This window comes from Acidovorax sp. MR-S7, from assembly GCF_000400995.2.
In the GTDB taxonomy this organism is placed as follows: Bacteria; Pseudomonadota; Gammaproteobacteria; order Burkholderiales; family Burkholderiaceae_C; genus MR-S7.
Map to the genome: position 1 here is coordinate 1 of NZ_DF239004.1, position 6,331 is coordinate 6,331.

The window sequence follows — 6,331 nt, forward strand, 5'->3', positions numbered from 1 at the left end:
ATGGCAAACCCACTCCGTCAACGCGTTGGCCCACATACTACCAACACAGATTTGTGACAGAGCCAAGAAAAAAGGGTTTGCTGTTCACACCGCACACCGGATTCCTAGATTCGGAAGCCCAGCCTTTCGGCTGTTTGGTGCGGTCGGCACGAGGAACCCGGTTGGCCCTGTTGCCACCGTCTTTCCTGAGTTCATCGCCCGCGACGGTCAGGAGCGCGCGGACGGGGGCCGTCAAGGAGGCAAGCGCAGGGTGGGTGCGGCCCGCAGGCGCAGCCGAGGACACGGCCCTGCGCGCCTTGACGGCACACGGGAGCGGGCTACGGTCGCGGGTAAGGTGATGAAGTCAGGGGAGACGGCTGGACAAGGCAACGGCCATCCCTGTGTGCCGACCGCACGCAAGCGAAGCGCGCAGGCCCGAAGCTGGAAGCCGGGCCGTAGGCGTCAGCCGAGCGGAGCGAGGGAACGATGGAAGCCCGTCAGGGGCGAGACGCCGCAGGCGGCTCGATGCGAAGCACGACAGCGCGACCGGCCATGTTTCTTGGCCGGGGACGCCCATGCAGTCGTGGAGATGCAGTGTGGATCTTCTGTGGTGGACAAGCAGCCTTTGCGGCATCGGTATTGCCGCGCCGGCGCAGCCGGGGCGGCGGTGTTGTAGGGGCGCCAAGCGAAGCGCGGCGGGGATGTGCCGCAGGCACTTCCCCTGGAGTGCAAGCGCCAGCGCGCAGCGCCGCAGGCGCGAAGTCGTCGGCACCAGGGCGCAGCAGAAAAAAAGGTGCGCCGCCCCGCAGGGCAGCGCACCGGATGGCACCAGGCGCGATCAGTTCGCAGTCATCGTCTGCAACTGCTCGATCACGCTGGGTTCGACGAAGACGCACGGCTGGTCGGCCGCGATCGGCACGTTGAACACCTGCGCGAAGGCTTCGCGCTTGAGGTGCGCCAGGCGGCCCGTCCGGTATGCCTGTTCGGGCTTCACGCGACCACCGCCCGCCGGCGACCCGCTGTGCAGCGGGTCGCACTCGACCAGGGCGACAAAGCCGTCGTCGGACAGCTTCTGATGCTCGGGGCACAAGCCCCAGCCGGTTGCAGTGTGGCGCTCCATGCTCGCGCGCAGGCGGCGATCCAGCAGGACGGCGCCGGTGTCGAAGCGAGTGCCGCAGACAAGGCAAACGTGTTGTTCAAGCGAAACGTGCGATTTGTCGTTCATGACGATCTCCGGTTGCTCGGGCGGAATTGCCCGGAACCGTCGCCAGCACGGCGCAGCGCAAGCAGTCAGGGGTCGCAGACGGCCGCTAGGACGCAAGCGCGCAAGGCGCGTGCAGCCCTTGACGGCGAGAACGCCGTGATACGGTGAAGGGACACAGCAAGACCGCCCCCCCTCAATGCGACACCCACACCTGCCTTTGGCAAGTGCGCAGCACGCGCAGGCCCGCGAGGGCCGGAGCTGCGCCACTGGGCGCAGCAAAAAGGGGGCCGAAGCCCCCTCGATCAAATCAAGCCACGTTCGGCGAAAGACGTGGTGGTGCTGCCCGCCACGATGATGTGATCCAACGTGCGAACGTCCACCAGCGCCAGCGCCTGCCGAAGCTGCGAGGTCATTGCCCTGTCGGCCGCGCGCGGCTCGGGGTTCCCGCTCGGGTGATTGTGCGAAATGATGACCGCCGCCGCGTTGAGCCGCAGCGCCTCCTTGACCACTTCGCGCGGATGAACCTCCGCGCTGTCGATCGTGCCGCGGAACATCTCGGCATAGTCGATCAGCCGATGGCGCGTATCGAGGAACAGCACCGCGAAGACTTCGTGCTCGAAGCCGGCCAGCTTGGCGCGCAAGTAGTCCTTGACCGCCGCCGGCGAAGTGAACTCGTCACCGCGTTGCATCTTCTGGTCGATGACCTGGCGCGCGGCTTCGAGAATCTGGTCGGCCGATGCCTGACGGTAGCGCCCGCGCGAGTCACGCAGCATCAGCGGGGAATCGAAGGAAGGAATGGACAGTTGCGACATGATCGTGCTCCGGTTGCTCGGGCGGAATTGCCCGGAACCGGCACCAGCACGGCGCAGCGCAAGCCGTCACAGGGGCGAAGACGGCCACGGCCGCAAGCGTGCGAGCACGCGCAGCCCTTGACGGCGAGAACACCGTGGTAGGGTGAAAGGGAACAGCAAGACCGTCTAACCCCGCCCACACATGCCCGCATTCGGCAAGCGAAGCGCGCAGGCCCGAAGCTGGAAGCCGGGCCGTAGGCGTCAGCCGAGCGGAGCGAGGGAACGATGGAAGCCCGAAGGGGGCGAGACTCGCGCAGCGAGGCTCGATGCGCAGCACGACAGCGCGACGGCGGCACGCCGGGACGCCATGAGCCTTGGTGTGTTGCTCACTTGCACAATGATTCAATAAATGTTGTATTATCGAATGATGAATGAAGATCAAGCCGTTTCCGCCCTCGGCGCCTTGGCTCACACCCAGCGGCTGCGCGTATTCCGCGCCCTGGTGGTCGCCGGCCCCGAGGGGCTGACGCCGAGCGTCCTTGCCGACCAACTCGACGTGGCCCGTAACTCCCTGTCCTTCCACTTGAAGGAATTGGCCCATGCCGGCCTCGTCACCATCGAGCAGCAGGGCCGCAATCTGATCTACCGCGCCGACTTCGCCCGGATGAACGGTTTGCTCGGCTACATGACCGAGCACTGCTGCCAAGGCGGTGTCTGCGAGGTTTCCGACACAACCACCCGCTGCGACTGCTGACGCCATGACCACCTACAACGCCTTGTTCATCTGCACGGGCAACTCTGCCCGCTCCATCCTTGCCGAAGGCTTGCTCAACGAGCTAGGCCAAGGCCGCTTCCATGCCTATTCCGCCGGCAGTCACCCAAAAGGCGAGGTTCACCCGCTGGCGCTTGCCACGCTAGAGCGGCTGCGCCTGCCGACAACCGGCTACCGCAGCAAGAGCTGGGACGAGTTCGTGAAGCCCGACGCGCCGGTGTTCGATTTCATCTTCACCGTCTGCGATAACGCCGCCGGCGGGGCGTGTCCGCTGTGGCCAGGCAAGCCCGTGTCGGCCCATTGGGGCGTACCCGACCCGGCTGCGGTCGAAGGCACCGATGAACAGCAGCGCAAAGCGTTCCTCGATGCAGCGATCACGCTGCGTCGGCGCATCGAGCTGTTCCTGTCGCTGCCATTGCAGCGTCTCGATGCCATGTCGTTGCAGCGCGAGCTGCGCGACATTGGCCGCCAGTGAGGCCCCCCCCGATGACCGCAACCGATACCGCCGGCCCCGCGCCGGCCACCTCCGCCATGAGCGGCTTCGAGCGTTACCTGACGGTGTGGGTGGCGCTGTGCATCGTTGCCGGCATCGCGCTCGGCCAGTTCGCGCCGGGGGTGTTCCAGGCCATCGGCCGCATGGAGAGCGCCCAGGTCAACCTGCCGGTCGGGCTGTTGATCTGGGTGATGATCGTGCCGATGCTACTGAAAGTGGACTTCGGCGCACTCGGTCAGGTCAAGCAACACTGGCGCGGCATCGGCGTCACGTTGTTCGTGAACTGGGCGGTCAAGCCGTTCTCGATGGCGCTGCTGGCGTGGATCTTCATTCGTCAGGTCTTTGCCGACTGGCTGCCGGCTGACCAGCTCGACAGCTATATCGCCGGCCTGATCCTGCTGGCCGCTGCCCCATGTACCGCAATGGTGTTCGTCTGGAGCCGGCTGACTGGCGGAGATCCGGTGTTCACGCTCTCACAGGTGGCCTTGAACGACACCATCATGGTGTTTGCCTTCGCGCCGATCGTCGGACTGCTGCTGGGCCTGTCGGCCATTACGGTGCCGTGGGACACGCTGCTGGTGTCGGTGGTGCTCTACATCGTCATCCCAGTCATCCTCGCGCAGCTCTGGCGTCGTGCGCTGCTGCGCAAGGGGCAGGCCGCGTTCGACCGAACACTGGAGCGCATCGGCCCACTGTCCATCGCCGCGCTGTTGCTGACCCTGGTGCTGCTGTTCGCCTTCCAGGGCGAAGCCATCCTGCGTCAACCGTTGGTGATTGCCATGCTGGCCGTGCCCATTCTGATCCAAGTGCTCTTCAACTCCGGGCTGGCGTACTGGCTCAACCGCAGGGTAGGCGAGAAGCACAGCATCGCCGGCCCCTCTGCACTGATCGGCGCATCCAATTTCTTCGAGCTGGCCGTGGCCGCCGCCATCAGCCTGTTCGGCTTCCACTCTGGCGCGGCGCTGGCCACCGTGGTCGGCGTGCTGATCGAAGTGCCGGTGATGCTGCTGGTGGTGCGCGTGGTCAACCGCTCGCGCGGCTGGTACGAACGCCGCGCGACCGCTTCGTAATCTCCAAGAGGCATCCATGAGCACCATCACGATCTACCACAACCCCGCCTGCGGCACCTCGCGCAACGTGCTCGGACTGATCCGCAACAGCGGCGAAGAACCGACCATCATCGAGTACCTGAAAACGCCGCCCGATCGCGACACGCTCCAGGCGTTGATCGCCGCGATGGGCGTGCCGGTGCGCGCTGTGCTGCGCGAGAAAGGCACACCCTATGCCGAACTCGACTTGGGCAATCCGAAGTGGAGCGATGACGACCTGATCGGTTTCATGCTCCAGCATCCCATTCTCATCAACCGGCCGATCGTGGTCACGCCGCTGGGCACGAAACTGTGCCGGCCCTCGGAAGCCGTGCTCGATCTGCTGCCGCAGCCGCAGCGCGGCGCGTTCATCAAGGAAGACGGCGAGCCGGTGGTCGATCAGGACGGCCGCCGTGTCTGAATCCCGTCTCGACCTGCCGAACATCGACACGGCGCTGTTCCAGCAACCGGACACCGAACACCTGTTCGCGCCGGCACGGGCCACGCACGCGCCGCGCTTCCTGCTGCTCTATGGTTCGCTGCGCGAACGCTCGTTCAGCCGCCTCGCAGCCGAAGAAGCCGCACGCATCTTGCGGGCGCTGGGCGGCGAGACCCGATTGTTCAATCCGTCCGGGCTGCCTCTGGTGGACGATGCGCCGGCCGATCACCCGAAGGTCAAGGAACTGCACGAACTGGTGCAATGGGCCGAGGGCATGGTGTGGAGTTCGCCGGAGCGCCACGGCGCGATGACCGGCCTGATGAAGACCCAAATCGACTGGATTCCGCTGTCAGTCGGCTCGGTGCGCCCGACCCAGGGCAAGACGCTGGCGGTGATGCAGGTATCGGGCGGCTCGCAGTCGTTCAACGCCGTCAACCAGATGCGCGTGCTGGGCCGCTGGATGCGGATGCTGACCGTCCCGAACCAGTCCTCGGTCGCCAAGGCGTACCAGGAGTTCGACGAGGCCGGACGCATGAAGCCCTCGGCCTACTACGACCGCGTGGTGGACGTGATGGAAGAACTGATGAAGTTCACGCTGCTCACGCGCGACGTGGCGCCGTATCTGGTGGATCGGTATAGCGAGCGCAAGGAAACTGCCGAGGCGTTGAGCCGGCGCGTCAGCCAAGTCGCGATCTGAGCGCCAAGTCAGGCATTTCCGATGCCGTCGCGCTGCTCAATCTGCAAGCGCGCCCGCTCCGTCGCCTGCTGCAACCGTTCGCCCAGCACCGCACGCGGCGGCAAGGTGGTCAGGTACTCGGCAACGTGGATGCCCGACTTGTCCAGTTCCAGCAATTCGATCTGCTCGCGCTTCTTGCCTGTGCAGAGAATGATCCCCAGCGGCGAGGCTTCTTCCGGCTCGCGTTCGTGCTTGTCGAGCCAGCGCAGGTAAAGCTCCATCTGTCCCTTGTACGCGGCCTTGAACTCGCCGATCTTCAACTCCACCGCCACCAGCCGGCGCAGCTTGCGGTTGTAGAACAGCAGGTCAAGGTGGAAATCCTCGTCGTCGATCGGGATGCGCTTCTGCCGGGCGACGAATGAGAAGCCCGCGCCCAGCTCCAGCAGGAAGGACTCCATTTCGCGGATGATCGCCGCTTCCAGGTCGCCTTCCTGCCAAGTGTCCCGCAGGCCCAGGAAGTCGAGGATGTACGGGTCGCGCATGACCAGGGCCGGCGACATGCGCTGCGCATCGCGCAGGGTCGCCAGCTCCTGCGCGATGGTTTCTTCCGGCTTGTGGGACAGCGCCGTGCGCTCGTACAGCATCGAGTCGATGCGCTCGCGCAGCGTCCGCACGCTCCAGCGTTGGGTGCTGGCCATCTGCGCGTAGTAGTCCCGCTGGAGCGGGTCTTTCAGCGGCATCAGGGCGATGAAGTGCGTCCAGCTCAATTCTCGTATCAGTGATACGAGAATTCGCTCGTCGGGGAAGGTGGCGGCGACCTTGCGGATTTCCGGCGGGTAGTCAAAGAACGGGGTCAAGCGGCTCCAGCTCCTGCGCCAAGACTGACCGA

Annotated in this window: 7 protein-coding genes and 1 pseudogene; 5 read left to right on the forward strand and 3 right to left on the reverse strand. The window is 65.4% G+C overall.

The features are described 5' to 3' along the window. Positions 1 to 817: 817 nt before the first annotated feature. Positions 818 to 1,204 carry a hypothetical protein gene (locus AVS7_RS22825; RefSeq protein WP_020230267.1) on the reverse strand — a complete coding sequence of 129 codons (387 nt, stop codon included), beginning with the start codon at positions 1,202 to 1,204 and terminating at the stop codon, positions 818 to 820. Positions 1,205 to 1,485: 281 nt separating this feature from the next. Continuing rightward, positions 1,486 to 1,995 (reverse strand): DNA repair protein RadC, encoded by a 510-nt coding sequence (radC, locus tag AVS7_RS22830; RefSeq protein WP_020230268.1) that lies wholly within the window; start codon positions 1,993 to 1,995, stop codon positions 1,486 to 1,488. A 388-nt stretch (positions 1,996 to 2,383) separates the two neighbouring features. Here radC and AVS7_RS22835 point away from each other — a divergent pair, with 388 nt between their 5' ends. The 5 genes from AVS7_RS22835 to arsH are packed head-to-tail and all read left to right on the forward strand — an operon-like array spanning position 2,384 to position 5,463. Next, on the forward strand, positions 2,384 to 2,728 hold the full coding sequence (locus AVS7_RS22835) for a helix-turn-helix transcriptional regulator (RefSeq protein WP_020230269.1): 345 nt from the start codon (positions 2,384 to 2,386) through the stop codon (positions 2,726 to 2,728). A 4-nt stretch (positions 2,729 to 2,732) separates the two neighbouring features. Further along, positions 2,733 to 3,221: an arsenate reductase ArsC gene (locus AVS7_RS22840; RefSeq protein WP_020230270.1), complete on the forward strand. Its 489-nt coding sequence runs from the start codon at positions 2,733 to 2,735 to the stop codon at positions 3,219 to 3,221. Positions 3,222 to 3,232: 11 nt separating this feature from the next. Further along, complete coding sequence (gene arsB / locus AVS7_RS22845) at positions 3,233 to 4,309, forward strand: ACR3 family arsenite efflux transporter (RefSeq protein WP_020230271.1); 1,077 nt, start codon at positions 3,233 to 3,235, stop codon at positions 4,307 to 4,309. Between the two features lie 16 nt (positions 4,310 to 4,325). Beyond that, positions 4,326 to 4,748, forward strand: a complete 423-nt coding sequence (arsC, locus tag AVS7_RS22850) for an arsenate reductase (glutaredoxin) (protein ID WP_020230272.1) — start codon at positions 4,326 to 4,328, stop codon at positions 4,746 to 4,748. Beyond that, entirely contained in the window at positions 4,741 to 5,463 is a 723-nt protein-coding gene (arsH, locus tag AVS7_RS22855; RefSeq protein WP_020230273.1) for an arsenical resistance protein ArsH, read from the forward strand. Before arsC ends, arsH begins: the two co-directional genes overlap by 8 nt. 8 nt (positions 5,464 to 5,471) lie before the next feature. On the opposite strand, the pseudogene AVS7_RS22860 reads toward arsH, so the two are convergent. Continuing rightward, positions 5,472 to 6,257, reverse strand: a pseudogene (locus AVS7_RS22860) (YhcG family protein); the annotation flags it as partial. Positions 6,258 to 6,331 lie beyond the last annotated feature (74 nt).

Coding starts and splice junctions, on each gene's coding strand:
- AVS7_RS22825 (WP_020230267.1), bottom strand. CDS start 1,204: ATGAACGACAAATCGCACGTTTCGCTTGAACAACACGTTTGCCTTGTC.
- arsB (WP_020230271.1), top strand. CDS start 3,233: ATGACCGCAACCGATACCGCCGGCCCCGCGCCGGCCACCTCCGCCATG.
- AVS7_RS22835 (WP_020230269.1), top strand. CDS start 2,384: ATGTTGTATTATCGAATGATGAATGAAGATCAAGCCGTTTCCGCCCTC.
- AVS7_RS22840 (WP_020230270.1), top strand. CDS start 2,733: ATGACCACCTACAACGCCTTGTTCATCTGCACGGGCAACTCTGCCCGC.
- arsC (WP_020230272.1), top strand. CDS start 4,326: ATGAGCACCATCACGATCTACCACAACCCCGCCTGCGGCACCTCGCGC.
- radC (WP_020230268.1), bottom strand. CDS start 1,995: ATGTCGCAACTGTCCATTCCTTCCTTCGATTCCCCGCTGATGCTGCGT.